The 15,543-nt window shown below is 72.5% G+C and carries 16 protein-coding genes; 11 read left to right on the top strand and 5 right to left on the bottom strand.

Annotated elements, in window-relative coordinates; translation table 11 throughout:
• Positions 1-73: 73 nt before the first annotated feature.
• The gene (locus O7615_RS10060) at positions 74-1,465 is read left to right on the top strand and encodes an AI-2E family transporter (RefSeq protein WP_347405082.1); all 1,392 of its coding nucleotides are present in this window, start codon (positions 74-76) and stop codon (positions 1,463-1,465) included.
• A 62-nt stretch (positions 1,466-1,527) separates the two neighbouring features.
• Here O7615_RS10060 and O7615_RS10055 read toward each other — a convergent pair whose 3' ends face one another.
• Positions 1,528-3,681: an ATP-dependent DNA helicase gene (locus O7615_RS10055; RefSeq protein WP_278177136.1), complete on the bottom strand. Its 2,154-nt coding sequence runs from the start codon at positions 3,679-3,681 to the stop codon at positions 1,528-1,530.
• A 137-nt stretch (positions 3,682-3,818) separates the two neighbouring features.
• Between O7615_RS10055 and O7615_RS10050 the strand changes: the two genes are divergently transcribed.
• The 4 genes from O7615_RS10050 (at position 3,819) to O7615_RS10035 (ending at position 7,070) form a co-directional block, all read left to right on the top strand.
• Entirely contained in the window at positions 3,819-4,325 is a 507-nt protein-coding gene (locus O7615_RS10050; RefSeq protein WP_278177135.1) for a DUF402 domain-containing protein, read from the top strand.
• Positions 4,326-4,369: 44 nt separating this feature from the next.
• Complete coding sequence (locus tag O7615_RS10045; RefSeq protein ID WP_278177134.1) at positions 4,370-5,302, top strand: PPK2 family polyphosphate kinase; 933 nt, start codon at positions 4,370-4,372, stop codon at positions 5,300-5,302.
• Positions 5,303-5,434: 132 nt separating this feature from the next.
• Complete coding sequence (locus tag O7615_RS10040) at positions 5,435-6,061, top strand: DUF47 family protein (RefSeq protein ID WP_278177133.1); 627 nt, start codon at positions 5,435-5,437, stop codon at positions 6,059-6,061.
• A gap of 4 nt (positions 6,062-6,065) precedes the next feature.
• Positions 6,066-7,070 (top strand): inorganic phosphate transporter, encoded by a 1,005-nt coding sequence (locus O7615_RS10035; RefSeq protein WP_278177132.1) that lies wholly within the window; start codon positions 6,066-6,068, stop codon positions 7,068-7,070.
• A gap of 79 nt (positions 7,071-7,149) precedes the next feature.
• Here the strand turns inward: O7615_RS10035 and O7615_RS10030 are convergent, their stop codons facing one another.
• Positions 7,150-8,118, bottom strand: coding sequence for a Gfo/Idh/MocA family oxidoreductase (locus O7615_RS10030; protein WP_278177130.1), 969 nt, complete (start codon positions 8,116-8,118; stop codon positions 7,150-7,152).
• Positions 8,119-8,179: 61 nt separating this feature from the next.
• Between O7615_RS10030 and O7615_RS10025 the strand changes: the two genes are divergently transcribed.
• Positions 8,180-9,025, top strand: coding sequence for an NUDIX domain-containing protein (locus O7615_RS10025; RefSeq protein WP_278177129.1), 846 nt, complete (start codon positions 8,180-8,182; stop codon positions 9,023-9,025).
• A gap of 8 nt (positions 9,026-9,033) precedes the next feature.
• Here the strand turns inward: O7615_RS10025 and mshD are convergent, their stop codons facing one another.
• The 3 genes from mshD to O7615_RS10010 all read right to left on the bottom strand — a co-directional run bounded on the left by mshD (position 9,034) and on the right by O7615_RS10010 (position 11,728).
• Positions 9,034-9,960, bottom strand: coding sequence for a mycothiol synthase (mshD, locus tag O7615_RS10020; RefSeq protein WP_278177128.1), 927 nt, complete (start codon positions 9,958-9,960; stop codon positions 9,034-9,036).
• A gap of 58 nt (positions 9,961-10,018) precedes the next feature.
• Positions 10,019-10,909: a polysaccharide deacetylase family protein gene (locus tag O7615_RS10015; RefSeq protein WP_278177127.1), complete on the bottom strand. Its 891-nt coding sequence runs from the start codon at positions 10,907-10,909 to the stop codon at positions 10,019-10,021.
• A gap of 75 nt (positions 10,910-10,984) precedes the next feature.
• Positions 10,985-11,728 carry a response regulator transcription factor gene (locus O7615_RS10010; protein ID WP_278182040.1) on the bottom strand — a complete coding sequence of 248 codons (744 nt, stop codon included), beginning with the start codon at positions 11,726-11,728 and terminating at the stop codon, positions 10,985-10,987.
• A gap of 248 nt (positions 11,729-11,976) precedes the next feature.
• On the opposite strand from O7615_RS10010, the gene O7615_RS10005 reads away from it, so the two are divergent.
• From O7615_RS10005 to O7615_RS09990, 5 genes are all read left to right on the top strand, one after another.
• On the top strand, positions 11,977-13,005 hold the full coding sequence (locus O7615_RS10005; protein WP_278177126.1) for a hypothetical protein: 1,029 nt from the start codon (positions 11,977-11,979) through the stop codon (positions 13,003-13,005).
• A 116-nt stretch (positions 13,006-13,121) separates the two neighbouring features.
• Entirely contained in the window at positions 13,122-13,913 is a 792-nt protein-coding gene (locus tag O7615_RS10000) for a DUF2993 domain-containing protein (protein WP_278177125.1), read from the top strand.
• 71 nt (positions 13,914-13,984) lie between these two features.
• On the top strand, positions 13,985-14,062 hold the full coding sequence (locus tag O7615_RS34325) for an Ms5788A family Cys-rich leader peptide (RefSeq protein WP_311202345.1): 78 nt from the start codon (positions 13,985-13,987) through the stop codon (positions 14,060-14,062).
• Positions 14,063-14,272: 210 nt separating this feature from the next.
• Positions 14,273-15,121 carry a sulfurtransferase gene (locus O7615_RS09995; RefSeq protein ID WP_278177124.1) on the top strand — a complete coding sequence of 283 codons (849 nt, stop codon included), beginning with the start codon at positions 14,273-14,275 and terminating at the stop codon, positions 15,119-15,121.
• 1 nt (position 15,122) lies between these two features.
• A complete protein-coding gene (locus tag O7615_RS09990; RefSeq protein ID WP_278177123.1) occupies positions 15,123-15,446 on the top strand; it encodes a DUF1416 domain-containing protein in 324 nt (107 codons plus the stop codon).
• Positions 15,447-15,543: the final 97 nt, after the last annotated feature.

Here is a 15,543-nt window from a genome sequence, read left to right as displayed (position 1 = left end):
CGCAGACGCTACCGTGTCGTTCCCGACCCGCCGCCGGTGGTCACCGGGGTTAGCGCGCCGGCCGGCGCGGGCAATGTGTGGCGGATCCGTCCCACCGACAGTGGTCGGGCGTATCCTGTCCGACCTGACGCCGTGCGCAGGTCGACTCTGCCGGGAGGTGCGCTTGAGCCGCTTCGAGCGGATACGCGGGCGGCTGCGTCGCGCGTACGAGTCAGGGCGGGAATCTGTCCGCGCCGGCCGCAACACCCCCGCCGATGTCCCCGCACCGGCCCGGGTGGCCTCGCCGTCGAGCCCCGGGCCCGCAGCGCCGGAGGGCGCGACCGTGGTCGGTGACGAGGAGCCGCCCGCCGCCGCGCACAACTCCACCTCCAGCCGCGACGACGCCGACGTGCCGCACGCGCTGCGGATCGCCGCCGCCTGGTCCTGGCGACTGATCGTCATCGGCATCGTCTTCTGGGCGCTGCTGAAACTCGTCGGCACGATCAGCATCGTGATCATTCCGCTGGCGGTGGCGTTGCTGCTGTCGGCGCTGCTGGCACCCGCGGTGGGGTGGCTGCTGCGGGCGCGGCTGCCGAGATCGCTGGCGACCGCCGTGGTGCTGGTCGCCGGGCTGGCCGCGGTGATCGGCACGCTGACCCTGGTGGTCAACGAGTTCATCAAGGGCGTCCCGGAACTGACCGCGAGGTCGACGCAGGGCCTGGAGCAGATCCAGGAGTGGCTCAAGACCGGGCCGCTGCACCTGTCGGACAACGACCTCAGCCGGTATCTCGACGAGATCCAGCAGTGGGTGAACAACAACACCGAGCAGTTCACCAGCGGCGCCCTCTCCACCGCGGCGACCCTGGCCGAGGTGTTGACCGGTGCGGTGCTGGTGCTCTTCGCGACCTTCTTCTTCCTGCGCGACGGCAACATAATCTGGCGCTTCCTGGTCCGGCTGCTGCCGGTCGCCGCGCGCTGGCGGGTCGACGACGCCGGCCGGGCCTCCTGGGCGACCCTGGTCGCCTACGTGCGGGCGACGGTGCTGGTCGCCTTCATCGACGCCGTCGGTATCGGCATCTTCCTGGTCATCTTCGACGTCCCGTTCGCCTTCCCGCTGGCCGCCCTGGTCTTCCTGGGGGCGTTCATCCCGATCGTCGGCGCGACGCTCTCCGGCGGCGTGGCGGTGCTGGTCGCGCTGGTCGACAGCGGGCCGGTGACCGCGTTGATCATCCTTGGTGCGGTGATCGGGGTGCAGCAGGTGGAGGGGCACGTCCTCCAGCCGCTGATCATGGGCAGGGCGGTGGCCATCCACCCGCTCGCGGTGATCATCGGTCTGGCGGCCGGCGTGGTGCTCGCCGGGATCACCGGTGCGCTGGTCGCGGTGCCGGTGATCGCGATCCTCAACACCGCGGTACGCCGCCTCGCCGCCCGCCGCGTCCCCGACACCCCACCCGACGCGGTCGTCGTCGCCTCCCGCGCGCCCTGACCCGCCGCGCCTGCGCGCGTCGATGACGCCGGCTCGCGTCGGCCCGGCCGCGTTGGGCCGGCTCAGGTCGTGGCGAGCCGGGTGAGGGCGCCCCGGACCACCTCCGGGCGGGTCGTGTACCAGAACGGGGGCAACGAGCGGCGCAGGAACGGGCCGTAGCCCCGCGCCGTCTCCAGCCGGGAGTCGAGCACCGCCACCACGCCCCGGTCCCCGGTGGCCCGGATCAGCCGGCCCACGCCCTGCGCCAGGCGTACCGCCGCGATCGGGACACTGACCGCGGCGAAGCCGGAGCCGCCCTGGGCGTCCACCGCCGCCGCCCGGGCCGCGGCGAGCGGTTCGTCGGGCCGAGGGAAGGGCAGCCGGTCGATCACCACCAACTGGCACGAGTCGCCCGGCACGTCCACCCCCTGCCACAGCGACATCACGCCGAACAGGCAGCTCGACCGCTCCTCCCGGAATCGCCGGACCAGCAGCGGCAGCGCCTCCTCGCCCTGGAGCAGCACCGGCAGGTCGGTCCGGGCGCGTACCAGCTCCGCCGCCTGCTGCGCGGCCCGCCGGGAGGAGAAGAGCCCGAGCGTACGACCACCGAGCGCGGTGACCAGGCTGAGCAGTTCCTCCCCGGCGGGGTCGGGTAGCCCGGAGACCCCGGGGCGGGGCAGGTGCGCGGCCACGTAGAGGATTCCCTGCCGGGGGTAGTCGAACGGGGAGCCGACGTCGAGCGAGCGCCACCCCGGGCCGGAGTCGACGTGCCCAGCGGGATCGGCTGCTCGGATCGGGTCGGCCCGCGCCGCCGGGTCGCCCGCGCCGGCCGGCCGCCGGGTCGCGTCGGCGAGGGCGGCGGCGGCCGGCGACGGCGGGGCGGGCGGGGGCGCGTCGAGGCCCAACGCGCGGGCGACCGTGTCGAACCGGCCGCCCAGCGCGAGCGTGGCGGACGTGGCCACCACGGTCCGCTCGTCGTAGAGGTGGGTGGCGAGGGTGCCGGCGACCGAGAGCGGTGCCACCACCAGCGCCCGCCGCACGGTGGCGTCGTTGCGCTCCACCCACGCCACGTCGTGCTCCGCCTCCTCCAGCAGCCGCTGGGCGGTGTTGGACATCTCGTCGAGGATGGCCTTGGCCTGCTGCTTGCGTACCGGGTCGGGGTCGTCGGCCTTGATGTCGCCGATGGTGTCCAGGGCCGCGCGGGTCGCGGCGTCCAGCAGCGTGCAGGCCTCCCGCAGCGGGCCCGGCAGGCCGCTGGTTATCCGCCCCGCCGGCGCCTCGGCCAGCCCGACCGCGAGGGCGTCGCCGGCCGCGGTCAGCGCCTCGGCCGTCTCCGGACGCAGCAGCGGGCGGGCCCGCCGGGCGGACCGGTCGATCAGCTCCGGGGTCAGCTCGGCCTGCGCCGCCGAGGAGACCCGGTCCGCCAACTCGTGGGCCTCGTCGACGACGAGCAGCCGGTGCGGCGGGACGATGTGTCGTCCGGCGAGCATGTCGACGGCGAGCAGGCTGTGGTTGGTGACCACGATGTCGGCCTCGCGTGCCCGCACCCGGGACGCCTCCGCGAAGCACTCGGGGCCGTACGGGCAGCGGGTCGCGCCGACGCACTCCCGGGCGGGCATGGAAACCAGGCGCCACGCCTGGTCGTCGACGCCCGGATCCAGCTCGTCGCGGTCACCGGTGTCGGTGTCCAGGGCCCAGTCCCGCAGGCGCTGGATCTGCTTGCCGAGCCGGCCGGCCTCACCGAGCCAGCGCGCGCCGCCCCCGGGCCGCTCGGCGGGAGCGTCGAAGAGGGTGTCCTCCGGTTCGTCCTGCGCGGAGTTCTCCAGCCGGGCCAGGCAGAGGTAGTGGTGCCGGCCCTTGAGCACGGCGAAGGTCGGGCGCCGCCCGAGCAGCGGCTCGACGGCGTCGGCCAGCCGGGGCAGGTCGTGCTCGACCAGTTGGGACTGCAACGCCAGGGTGGCGGTGGAGACCACCACCGGACCGTCGACGGTCAACGCGGGAGCCAGGTAGGCCAGGGACTTGCCGGTGCCGGTGCCGGCCTGCACCAGGAGGTGCTCGCCGGAGGCCACGCACTCCTCGATCGCCTCGGCCATCTCCTGCTGGCCCGGCCGGGCCGTGCCGCCGGGCACCGCGCCGACCGCGGCGGTCAGCAGCTCGGTTCCACCCGGCCGATCACCGCGGCGGCGTGCCTTGTCACGGGTGGTGCCGGAGCCGGTGGCGGTGCGGGGCGGAGTCACCGTGGCACGGTACCCGCCGGGGCGGACGCGGTTCGTACCGAACGGCCGTGTTGCCGCGTCACGGAACGGAATACCTCCTCGCCGTCCGGTAACTTCCCGACGGCGAGGCCTGGGCGAAATCGGCTAGGGTGCGACTCATGCCGAGCGACGTGGTCCGTGTGATCTACCGCAAGTACGACGGCAGCGCCCACCGCGACTACCCGGCCCGCCGGCTGGCCGAGGACGACCTCGGTGTCTGGCTCGGCGTGCCCGCCGGCACCAGCTCGGTCTACCACGGTCGCCCCTCCGTCGAGCAGATCCCCTTCGTGCTGCTCGTGCCGCATCACGCCTGGTGGACCGGCATGTTCAACCCGCCGCCGCGGACCAGTGAGGTCTACTGCGACATCGCCAGCCCGGCCCGGTGGGAGGGGGAGGACACCGTGCACCTGGTCGACCTCGACCTGGACGTGGTCCGCCGCCGTGAGACCGGGGTGGTCGAGCTGCGCGACGAGGACGAGTTCGCCGAGCACCGGGTCCGCTTCGGCTACCCCGACGAACTGGTGGTGGCGGCCGAGGCGGCGGCGCGGTGGCTGTTCGGCGCGCTCGGCGACGGCACCGAGCCCTTCGCCACCTCGTACCGCAAGTGGTTGGCCCTGGTCGTCTGAGGGACTGTCGCGCGGACCGGCGGCCGGCGGGTGATGATGCTCCGATGGTGGACGACGGTGGACTCGACGTGGTGGCGCCGGCCGGCGGCGCGGTGCGTGACCTGCTCCGGGCGACCCCCGGCGGGCCGGTGGACCTCGGGAAGACCGAGCCTCGCTCGACCCCCGGGCTGCCCGACGTCGAGGTGACCGGGCTGGACCGCAAGGCGTGGGCCCGCCGGCAGGTCGCGCTGGTGGGCCGAGGGTTGGCCCGCCAGCAGGAGATGCTGTTCGCCGGCGCGAAGGCCGATCCCGGTGCCGGGCGGCGGGTGCTGCTGGTGCTCCAGGCGATGGACTGCGGCGGCAAGGACGGCACGATCAAGCGGGTGGTGGGCGCGATGAACCCGCTCGGCGTACACATCCGGGCATTCGGTCCGCCGACCGCCGAGGAGTTGCGGCATCACTTCCTGTGGCGGATCCGCCGGGCGCTGCCCCCAGCGGGCTACCTGGGTGTCTTCAACCGTTCGCACTACGAGGACGTGCTGGTGCCCCGGGTGCAGGAGCGGGCGCCGGAGGACGTCTGGCGGCCGAGGTACGCCGAGATCGACGAGTTCGAGCGGGAGCTGACCGACTCCGGGGTGGTCGTGGTCAAGGTCTTCCTGCACATCTCCCACACCGAGCAGGCCCGGCGGTTGCTGGCCCGCCTGGACGACCCGACGAAGCACTGGAAGTACCACCCCTCCGACGTCGACGCCCGAGCCCGCTGGGACGACTACCAGGCCGCGTACGCCGATCTGCTCGGCCGGTGTGGCACGGACGCCGCGCCGTGGCACGTGGTGCCGGCGGACCGCAAGTGGTATCGGGACTGGGCGGTGGCCCACCTGCTGCGGGAGACGTTCGACACTCTTGATCTGGGGTATCCGCCAGCCGACTTCGACGTCGATGGGGAACGGGAGCGGCTGTTGGGGACCGCGGGGCTGTTGAAGGTGAACGGCAGTTGAACGAGCGGTGAATGACACCTGGCCGGGGGTGGGCCGCCGCATCGCCGATCTGACGATTCCCTAGCATTCCCTCAGCAGGGCGCCGGAGCGGCGGCTGCCACCCCTTCCACCCGACACGACGAGGTCCGTGCTGTGAGGTTTTCCTTCCGCCCCAACGAGGGCGCCTTCTACGAGCTCTTCACCAAGGCCGCGCAGAACCTGGTCCGGGGCACCGAACTGCTCAACGAGCTTTCCCTGCCCGATGTCGAGGTGCAGTCGGTGAGTGATCGACTCACCGAGGTGGAGCACGACAGCGATCAGATCACCCACGAGCTGTTCAAGAAGATCAACTCGACGTTCATCACCCCGTTCGACCGCGAGGACATCTACCGTCTCGGCTCTCTGCTGGACGACGTGATGGACCACCTGGAGGCGGTGGGCAACCTGCTCTACCTCTACGGGCTGACCAAGTTGCCGTCGCTGCCGCGGGAGATGCACGAGCTGGTGCACGTCCTCGACCAGCAGGCGAAGCTGACCGCCGACGCGATGCCCCGGCTGAAGTCGATGAAGGATCTCGAGGACTACTGGATCGAGATCAACCGGCTGGAGAACGACGGCGACCAGGCGTACCGGATGCTGCTGGTCCGCCTCTTCTCGGGTGAGTACGACGCGTTGACCGTGCTGAAGATGAAGGAGGTGGCCGACGAGTTGGAGGCCGCCTGCGACGCCTTCGAGCACGTCGCCAACACCGTCGAGACCATCGCGGTCAAGGAGTCCTGAGCCTGTGAGTCCCGAGCTCATCGCCGTGCTGGCGGTGATCGGGGTAGCCCTGGTGTTCGACTACACCAACGGCTTCCACGATGCCGCCAACGCGATCGCGACCAGCATCTCCACCCGGGCGCTCACACCCCGGGTGGCCCTGGCCATGGCGGCGGTCGGCAACTTCATCGGCGCCCACTTCGGCGCCGAGGTCGCCAAGACGGTCGGTAGCGGCCTCGTCGAGCTGCCGACGGGCGTGTCCAGCCTCGGCATCGTCTTCGCCGGCGTGATCGGCGCGATCACCTGGAACATCATCACCTGGTACTTCGGGCTGCCCTCGTCGTCCTCGCACGCCCTGATCGGTGGCCTGGTCGGTTCGACCGTCGCCGCCTCCGGCACGGTGCTCTGGTCGGGCATCGGCGAGAGCGTGATCGTGCCGATGATCCTGTCGCCGATGGTCGGTTTCCTCCTCGGCTACATCGTGATGATCGCCGTGCAGTGGATCTTCCGGAAGGGGCACCCGGGCAAGCTGAACCGGGGCTTCCGCTGGGCGCAGACCGCCTCGGCGGCGGCCATGTCGGTCGGCCACGGCATGCAGGACGCGGCCAAGACCATCGGCATCGTGGTGCTCGCCCTCTTCGTCGGCGGATACCAGGACGACGCGACCTACATCCCGGAGTGGGCGTTCTGGACCTCGGCGGCCGTGCTGGCGGCCGGCACGTACGCCGGTGGCTGGCGGATCATCCGGACCCTCGGCCGGAAGATCATCGACCTGCGCCCGCCGGAGGGCTTCGCGGCCGAGACCGTGGCCAGCGGCGTGCTGTACTTCAACGCGCTGGTCCTCGGCGCCCCGATCTCGACCACCCACACGATCACCTCGGCGATCATGGGTGTCGGCGCCACCAAGCGGCTCTCCGCCGTGCGCTGGGGCGTGGCCGGCAACATCGTCGGGGCGTGGATCCTGACCTTCCCGGCCGCCGGCTCGATCGGCGCCCTGATGTACTTCGTGGTCCGCCCCATCTTCAGCTGAGGTGTTAGGAGGGGCCCCGGTCAACGCCTGGCGTTGGGTAGGGGCCCTTCCTAACACTCGGGGCGGGGCCCGGCGACCGTCAGATGTAGGAGACGCCGATCTGGGCGCGGATGTCGTCGAGCAGGGCCATGATCTCCAGGGTGGCGGCGTGCGGGACCAGCGGGCTCTCGGTCAGCCCCTCGGCCAGGCAGCGCTGCACCTCGATGGCCTCGTGCTGGTAGCCCGAGCCGACCAGCTCCCCGGCGATCGCCTCGGGCTCCGCGCCGGACCGGTGCAGGACGAACCCGCCGGGCCGGAAGAACGGCTCGGGCAGGTCGATCCGCCCGGTGGTGCCGGTGATCGAGGCGGTGATCCCGGTCACCCCCACCATGCCGCAGCTGAGCGTGGCAACGGCCCCCGAGTCGTACCCGAAGACCAGTCCGGTGTTCTCGTCCACCCCCTCCGGGCTCAGCTTCGCCCACGACCGCACGTGCTGCGGCACGCCCAGCAGCAGGTGGGCCAGGCTGACCGGGTAGACACCGAGATCCAGCAGCGCGCCGCCGCCCAGCGCCCGGGCCCGCATCCGGTGCTCGGGTGGGAACGGCCCGGCGACGCCGAAGTCGGCCCGGACGCTGGTCACCGTGCCGATCGCGCCATCGGCGATCAACTCGCAGATCCGGAGCACGAGCGGGTTGCACCGCATCCACATCGCCTCCATGAGGAAGACCCCGGCGGCGCGGGCGGTGTCGACCACGTCGGTGCTGGTGGCCAGGTCGAGGGTGAACGGCTTCTCCAGCAGCACCGGCCTACCGGCGGCGAGACAGGTCAGCGCCGCCTCGTGGTGAGCGGCGTGCGGGGTGGCGACGTAGATCACGTCCACCTCGGCGTCCGCGGCCAGCTCCGCCCAGGAGGCGTACGCCCTCGGTACGCCGTGCCGCTCCGCGAAGCGCTTCGCGCTCTCCGCGGTCCGTGAGCCGACCGCGACCAGTTCGGCCCCCGGCACCAGCCGGAGGTCCTCGGCGAAGCGGGCGGCGATGTGGCCGGTGGCCAGGATGCCCCAACGAGTCATGGCGTGACGCTACCGAAGATCGGCTCCGGGGCTGTACTGGCATCCACGTAGGCTCGGGCGCATGACGACCGACCGTGGCTTCCCGGCGCCGACCGCGCTGGTGGCGCACGCCCGCCGCTTCCGGGCCTCCGGCGGCACGCCGGCGGTGCCCCGGGTGGCCGCCACCGTGCTGCTGCTCCGCCCGGCCGGTGTGGGCTTCGAGGTCTACCTGATCCGTCGGGTCGCGACGATGGCCTTCGGCGGCATGTACGCCTTCCCCGGTGGCGGGGTCGACCCCTCGGACTCCACCACCCACCTGGACTGGGCCGGTCCGGAACCGGCGGACTGGGGCGTACGCCTCGGACTGGCCCCGGCCGCGGCGCAGGCGGTCGTCTGCGCGGCGGCCCGTGAGGTCTTCGAGGAGGCCGGGGTGCTGCTCGCCGGCCCGGACGCGAGCCGGGTCGTCGGCGATGTCAGCGATGACGGCTGGGAGGCTGCCCGGGGCGACCTGGAGCAGCGGCGCATCGGCTTCGCCGACCTGCTCGCCGGGCGAGGGCTCACCCTCCGGTCGGACCTGCTGCTGCCGTGGAGCCGGTGGGTGACACCGGAGTTCGAGCCGCGCCGGTTCGACACGTACTTCTTCGTGGCGCTGCTGCCCGGCGGCCAGCGGACCCGCGACGTCTCCGGCGAGGCCGACCACACGCTCTGGGTCCGGCCCGCCGACGCGGGTGAGCGCGCCGCGGCCGGTGAGCTGACCATGCTTCCGCCGACCCTGGTCACCCTCGGCGAGGTGGCCGCCTGCGCCGATCTCGCGGCGGTGGCGCGGGCGGCGGCCAGCCGGGACGCGGCCACCCCGATCACCCCGCACCTCGACCTGTCCGACGAGGACGAGCCCCGGTTCTACCTGACCGGCCCGCCGATGTCCTGACTGTCGCGTCAGCCGAGGTGGTAGTTGACGTGGGCCGACCAGCGGGCGAAGCCGAGCCGCTCGTAGAGCGCCACCGCGCCGGTGTTGGACTCGTCGACGTAGAGCATCACCCGGTCCAGCCCGCGCCGCTCCCGCAGGTACGCCAGGCCCGCCGTGGTCAGTGCCCGCCCGAGCCCGCCACCGTGCGCCGACGGCTCCACCCCGAGCACGTACACCTCGCCGATGGGGGCCGAGCCGGGCCGTTCGTGCACCTTGGTCCAGTGGTACCCGAGCAGCCGGTCGGTCGCCGACTCGACGGCGAGCAGGAAGCCGGCCGGGTCGAACCACGGCTCGGCGAGGCGTAACCGTAGGTCCTCGATGCTCCACCGCCCCTGCTCCGGATGCTCGGCGAAGGCCCGCGCGTTCAGCGTCAACCACGCCTCGTCGTCGGCGCCGGGGCGGAACGCGCGCAGCGTCACCCCGTCGGGCAGCCGCGGTTCGGCCAGCGGTGCGGTGAGCGGTCGACGCAACTGCCAGAGCAGGCGTGCGCGGTGGAAGCCGAGGTCCACCGCGAGCGCCGCGGCCGAGGGGTGGTCGCCGTGCGCCCAGGCGCGCAGCGGCCCGGTGGCGCTCGCCAACACTCCCCGGGCCAGCGCCCGGCCGATGCCCCGCCGCCGGTACGCCGGATGCACCACCAGTTCCACCCCGACGCCGCTGACGGGGTCGGTGGTGTCGAGGTGGGCGTACCCGGTGAGCGTGCCGTCGTCGGAGCGGGCGATCAGGTGGGTCGCCGCCGCGTGCGCGTCGCGCAGCCGGAGCAGGACGTGTTCGTCCAGCGGGTCCGCGCCGTCGGTGTCGCCCGCCGTTGCGGCGAGCGCCAGCACCTCGGCGATCTCCGTCGGTCCGAGCCGGTCGGCGCGGCTGACCTGGTTGCTGCTCGCCTCAGTGCTGCTCACGTCCTCACCGTAGCCGGATGGCACGGATGCCACCTGCCGGGCCGGGCGGCCCGGCCCCTCACGTCCCCCGGATCGGCAGCGCCTGGATGTCGAACCGGGCGGTCAACTCGGGCAGGATCCGGTACAACGCGTTCACGGTGCCCTGCCGGTCGCCGCCCGCGTCGTGCAGCAGGACGATCGAACCGGGTTGCACCCCGTTGATCACGGATGTGGCGATGCGGGTCGCGCCGGGCGCGCGCCAGTCGGAGGGATCCAGCGTCCAGTGCAGCGGAGCCATGCCGAGGTCGCGGGAGACGGAGATGACCGAGTAGGTCCAGGCGCCGCCGGGTTGCCGGTACCAGGCGATGGGTGCGTCCGGGACCGCCGCGCGGATCGCCTCGCTGGTCCGCAGCAGATCGGCCCGGATCCACTCGGGTGACCGGGCGCCCAGGGCGACGTCGTGGTCCCAACTGTGGTTGCAGAGCGTGTGACCCTCGGCGACGATCTGCTCGACGAGCCACGGGTACGCCTGGGCGTTCTTGCCGACCACGCAGAACGTGGCCGTGACGTGGTATTCGCGCAGGATCGCGAGAACCTGGGGGGTGTAGTCGGGGTTCGGACCGTCGTCGAAGGTGAGCGCGACGCCGGCACCGCCGGTGCGCACCCGGGTGCCCAGCGGGCCGATGTTCGCCTCCGACGCCTCGCCGTCGGTGCCCTCGGGCCCGTTCGGCCGAGGGCCGGGAGCGCCGTCGGGCTCGCCGGGCGCGCGGGTGGCACCGACGTCAGGTTCGGCGTCGGTGGGTGCGGACTGGTCGGCGTACTCGGCGCCGGTCGCGGTGACCCCGGAGTCGGTGCGCGGTGCGTCGGGCACCAGGCTCCGTCCGAGCAGGTACGTCGAGCCGAGTACCGCCGACACCACGAGCGTGATGATTCCGAGCGCGCGTCCCGCCCCCGCCTGATTGCCACCCACCGCTGCCCCTCCCGCTGGCCAACTCGGCAGTCACCATAAGACTGTCAAGTCGCCCAAAAGGGGCATATGGGTAAATTAGCCCTCGATGGTGAGGGCCCGGACCGGCAGCGGGGCGTGCTCGGCAGCCTCGGACAGCGTCCGCGACGGGGGCACGACGAACTTGTACCCCACCTGGCGGACGGTGCCGATCATCGACTCGTACTCCGAGCCGAGCTTGGCCCGCAGCCGTCGTACGTGCACGTCGACCGTCCGGGTGCCACCGAAGTAGTCGTAGCCCCACACCTCGCGCAGCAGCTGGTCGCGGGTGAAGACCCGACCCGGGTGCTGGGCGAGGAACTTGAGCAGCTCGAACTCCTTGTAGGTGAGGTCGAGCGGGCGGCCCTTGAGCTTGGCGGCGTAGGTGTCCGGGTCGATCATCAACTCGCCGGCCCGGATGGAGCCGCCGGCGCCGGCCGTCGCGTTGCTCAGCCGGCCGACCGCGAGCCGCAGCCGGGCCTCCACCTCGGCCGGACCGGCGGAGGCGAGGATGACGTCGTCGACCCCCCAGTCGGCGTTCAGCGCGATCAGCCCGGCCTCGGTGACCACCGCCACCAGCGGTACGCCGAGCCCGGTGGCGTGCAGCATCCGGCAGGTGGCCCGGGCCTCGCTCAGCTCGGAGCGGGCGTCGACCAGCACGGCGTCCGGGCTCGGGCCGGCAACCAGGGTGCGGACGTCGCGCGGTGCGGTGCGGACCGAGTGCGGCAGCAGGTCCAGTGCGGGTAGCACTGCGGATGGTTCGCCTGCTCGCGCGGTCACCAACAGCAGGATCTCCACGATCACCTCCGTCCCGGCGGCCCGTTGCGGCCGCACGCGACCAGCGGCACTCCGGGCGGGGTGTGGCGCTGGGAACTTCCGTGGGTCCCGGCGTCGCTGACGGGCGGGTTTCGCCGTTGAGCGTAACCGATTGCCCGCTTGGCGCCCCGACGAGGTTTCCTGTTTGCCCTATCTGCCCCTGATCGCGGCCCAGGTTTTAACGTCGCGGAAACGGTGGCAACCGCGATCTGCCGTTGGTCTGGCACGATCGGTGGGTGTTTCCCTCCAACTCGCCCGAGACCGGCCGCGACCCGTGGACCGAGGGCCCGCCCCCGGCGGGCGGCCCGGCGCCGCGTACCGGCCCGGCCGTCGAGACCGACGAGCGGCGTTCCGGTGGTCCGCGACGCCTGCGCCGCGGTGGTGCGGCCCGCCGTGCCGACGACGAGGTGGACGCGGACGACGAGGAGGAGGCGCCACCGGTCGAGGTGCGTCGGCAGCTCTCGCTCGCCATCGGCGGCTTTGCCGCGCTGCTCGGCATCGGCCTCGTCGTCGCCGCACAGACCTCCGGGCCGGGGCACCGGCTGCCCTTCACCGTCGTGGTGCTGACCGTACAACTGCTGTTCGTGCTCGCCTGGACGATGGTCACCCGGCCGCCCGCGCTGGGAGTGGTGGTCGGGGTCGGCGGGGTGACCGCGCTGGCGGCCGACACCGTGGCCGTACGCTCGGCCGAGGCCCGCCTGGGGCCCCTCTTCTACGTCGCGATCGGCGGGGTGCTCGCCGCAGTGCTCGGTCAGCTGGTCCGGCGGGTCGACCGGCTCCGGGTGACCGACTCGCTGCGGACGACCGCCACCATCGTGTTCGGGGTGGCCGCCATCGCCACGCTCATCGTGCTCAACCGGATTCCCGCCGGCACCCAGGCGATCGCCGTCTGCCTCACCGCGGCCGGGGTGGCACTCACCGTCGCCCGGGTGGCCGACGCCATCGCCGCCTGGCCGAGGCTGGCGCCCCAGGTGCCCCGGGGAGCGGCGGGCGTGGTCGGCGGCGCGATGGCGGGCACCCTGGTCAGCGCGCTCCTCGGTGGTTACCTGGTCACCCCGTTCACCCCCACCAGGGCCGCGATCATCGGCCTGGTCGCGGCGGTCGTCGCCGTCCTGGCCGATCTTGCCGTGAGCTATGCCGAGGCGGGCCGGCTGATGGCGGGCGAGCTGCCCACGGTCTGGGCGGCGCGGCACGTGCAGGGGCCGCTCGGCGGCTTCGCGTTGGCGGCGCCGGCCGCGTACCTGATGTGCCGGCTGGTGCTCTGACCGGCCGATCCGGCGGTGCGAGATTGAGAAGTACGGCGCGCGGGTACCAGCGGTTCGCCGCGGGCGGCATCGAGCTACGACGAAGCATCAAGGTACGACGAGGATCAGGAGGCGGCGTGGCGCAGGAGCAGGAGCAGACGTACGAACGGCGCCCGCGGCGACGCGGACGCAAGGTGCTGATCGGGTTCGTCGTCCTGCTGCTCGTCCTCGTCGGACTCCTCGCCATCGCCGACCGGGTCGCGGCCAGCGTGGCCGAGCGCCGCATCGCCGACGAGGTGCGCCAGCAGGTGGCCGAGCAGGGCGCGCAGTCCTCGCCGCCGGAGGTCGAGATCGGCGGGTTCCCGTTCCTCACCCAGGTGGTCGACGGCCGGTACGAGCGCATCTCGATCCGGCTGCGGGAGGTGCAGGGCTCGGTGCAGGGTGAGGCGGTCACGCTGCCCAGCCTGGACGTGGACGCCCGCAACGTGCGGGCCTCGTTGGACACCCTGCGTACCGGCCAGGGCGAGGTCGTGGCCGACACGGTCAACGGCACCGGCACCATCAGCTACCAGAGCCTGGCCGCGCTGCTCGATCGGGAGGGGCTGACCCTCGGCGAGCGGGACGGGCAACTCGCCGTCACCGCCCCGGTGGACATCCTCGGCCAGCGGTTGACGGTCACCGGCACCGCCAACATCGTCGTGGGCGACCAGGGGCAGATCGCGCTGCAGTTCGAGGACCTGAACGCCGACGGGCTGCCCAACGTGCCGCTGGCCCGCACCCTGGTGAACAACTTCGCCCGCAGCATCTCGATCGACGTACCCCTGCCGGAACTGCCGTTCCAGCTCACCGTCCGCGAGGTCCGGCCGCAGCCGCAGGGGCTGACGGTGACCGCCGATGCACGGGACGTACCGATCAGCTCGGCCGGCTGACCGCCGAGCCGCGTCCCGGATGCTGGTCGGCCCGATGGAGATATCTGGGATCGCTGGTAGGCTCCCTGCTCATGGGGACGCTCCTCACCAAACGGCGCGCGGTCGACCTGTGCCGCGTGGCCACCTGCCTGTGTCGCCCCGTCATCTGACGGCGGGGCTGTCTCGGGCCGCCTAGCGGCCATCGGCACTCGGGGTATGCGTACCCAATCCCGGTGCACCCCACCGGACGCCCGGCAGCGGCGCCGTCGCACAAACCCGTGATCCGTTCCTAGCTATGGGTCCCGCGCGTGGTGCGACACAGCTACATCCATCGACATCGCGCGCTGGCTCACCATCCATCCTCACCAGGGAGTGATCTGATGAGTCGCGACACCGCACTCGTCTCGGCCGACTGGGCCGAGAAGAACCTCGACGCCCCGGGCGTCGTTTTCGTCGAGGTCGACGAGGACACCTCGGCGTACGACGCCGGCCACATCGCCGGCGCCATCAAGCTCGACTGGAAGAACGACCTGCAGGACCCGGTCCGGCGGGACTTCGTCAACAAGACCCAGTTCGAGGCGCTGCTCTCCGAGCGGGGCATCAGCAACGACGACACCGTCATCCTCTACGGCGGCAACAACAACTGGTTCGCCGCGTACGCGTACTGGTACTTCAAGCTCTACGGCCACGGCGACGTCAAGCTGCTCGACGGTGGTCGCAAGAAGTGGGAGCTGGACGCCCGCCCGCTGGTCACCGACAGCGTGACCCGCCCGGCCACCCAGTACGTCGCGAGCGAGCCGGACAACAGCATCCGTGCCTTCCGGGACGAGGTGGTCGCCGCGATCGGCAGCAAGAACCTGGTCGATGTGCGCAGCCCCGACGAGTACGCTGGCCGCCTGCTCGCCCCCGCCCACCTGCCGCAGGAGCAGGCGCAGCGCGGCGGGCACATCCCGACCGCGATCAGCGTGCCGTGGTCGAAGGCGGCCAACGAGGACGGCACCTTCAAGTCCGACGACGACCTGCGCGAGATCTACGGCGAGGCCGGGCTGGACGACGGCAAGGAGACCATCGCGTACTGCCGGATCGGCGAGCGCTCGTCGCACACCTGGTTCGTGCTCCAGGAGCTGCTCGGCCACACCAGCGTGAAGAACTACGACGGATCCTGGACCGAGTACGGCTCGCTGGTCGGCGTGCCCGTGACGCTCGGCGATGAGCCGGGGGAGGCCTGAGATGACCGCACCCACCGCCGCCGGTTGCGCGGCCCCGGACCAGGCCGCGCCGCTGCCCGCCAGCATCGACCTGGAGAAGGAGACCGTCATCACCGGTGTCGTCCGCGCCGCGGAGGGCGAGGCGGTGCCGGGCGCGTACGTCCGTCTGCTCGACTCGACCGGTGAGTTCACCGCCGAGGTGGTGACGTCACCGGCCGGGCAGTTCCGCTTCTTCGCCGCGCCGGGCACCTGGACCCTGCGGGCGCTCTCCCGGCACGGCAACGGCGACATCGCGGTGACCGTCGGCCGGGGCATCACCGAGGTGGCCGTGACGGTCACCGACTGACCCACGCTCTGATCGGCCTCGTGGCCCGGCTCTCACACCCGAGGGCCCGGGCCACGATCCGTCTCCGGGTCGGACGGTGCGGAAACGGGCGGTGGCC

The sequence above is a fragment of the Micromonospora sp. WMMD1082 genome, from assembly GCF_029626175.1.
Lineage (GTDB): Bacteria > Actinomycetota > Actinomycetes > Mycobacteriales > Micromonosporaceae > Micromonospora.
This window is presented reverse-complemented; position numbering and strand designations above follow the sequence as displayed.